This window comes from Paraburkholderia phenoliruptrix, assembly GCF_902859825.1.
Lineage (GTDB): Bacteria > Pseudomonadota > Gammaproteobacteria > Burkholderiales > Burkholderiaceae > Paraburkholderia > Paraburkholderia phenoliruptrix.
The window spans coordinates 1-1,129 of sequence record NZ_CADIKB010000119.1; the positions used below are offsets into that span (position 1 = coordinate 1).

2 protein-coding genes are annotated in these 1,129 nt (G+C 60.5%); both read left to right on the forward strand.

Translation table 11 applies throughout. The features are described 5' to 3' along the window. Positions 1–129: 129 nt before the first annotated feature. On the forward strand, positions 130–345 hold the full coding sequence (locus HV711_RS33230) for a DUF2844 domain-containing protein (RefSeq protein ID WP_279612686.1): 216 nt from the start codon (positions 130–132) through the stop codon (positions 343–345). Between the two features lie 221 nt (positions 346–566). Beyond that, positions 567–1,129: DUF3443 family protein (locus HV711_RS33235; protein WP_175145697.1), on the forward strand; the 563-nt coding region annotated here is incomplete at its 3' end.

Below are 1,129 nucleotides of genomic sequence, written 5' to 3' on the forward strand. Positions count from 1 at the left end.
AGCCGGCGGGGGCCGGGCGCTCCGCGCCCGGCAAACCCCGAAAGAAAAGAAGGAAGAAAGCGAAACGACAACAATCCGTCGGGTAACATTCCTTCGTGAGGCAACACGCCGAACAAGATAGTTGACGCTATCCAGCCGAATGTCCGGCAACTGCTGGGCGGATATGTGGACCAGGCCAGCGCGGACGTGAAGGCGTTCCGCCAGGCGCACGGCGGCATCGGTCCCGTTTCGGTGTCGTCTGGAGACTTCGTGTTCCAGTCGACCGGCCACATGGGCTTCTATGCTGGCCGTGCCTTTATCCCGAGCGCCATGCCAAGCGGCGTCACGATCTCGGATATTCGATAAAGGACTCGCCGATGCGCAAATTTCTCATGATCTCGGCGGCCTCGTGCCTCGTTGCCTTGATGACAGCATGTGGCGGCGGGGGTAATTCAAACTCCGCTGCCTCGACGTCCCCGGGCACCTCGACGTCGTCGCCTTCGACCACATCGACTTCGACCCCACCGACTTCGACCTCACCGACTTCGCCGAGCTCGGGCGGCTCGCCTACCCTCGTCTCGAACCAGATGTCCGTAACGGTTGGCCCGAACGCCTGGAGTGCGCAGAACGTTCTCTACACTTCAGTCACAATCTGCGTGCCGGGTACCTCTAACTGCCAAAAGATCAATAACGTTCTCGTCGACACCGGCTCGTTTGGGTTGCGTCTGTTCAACTCGCAAGTCACGCTTCCGCTGCAGAAGGTCTCGGCGACTGCTGGCGGCACGCTAACCGAATGCACGATCTTTGGTTCCGGAACCGCATGGGGCACCGTCGCAAAGGCGGACGTCCAGCTCGCTGGCGAAGTGGCCTCAAACGCCCCTATCCAGTTGATCGCAGATCCAGCTGTCAGCGGCTCGGCCACGAACAACTGCATTCCTGCCGGCGTGACGGATCTGAACAGTCCTTCGGTGATGGGAGCGAACGGCATCCTCGGTGTTGGTTTGAACGCGGCTGACTGCGGTGCGACTTGCGTGGCAACGACGGGCAATGTCCCACAGACAGTTGAAGGTTGGGACGGCGGGTGCGGCATAGATTATGCGACCTTGCGATCATGGTCAATGTTGGATTTCGAGGGCGAACGCTTCAGGGC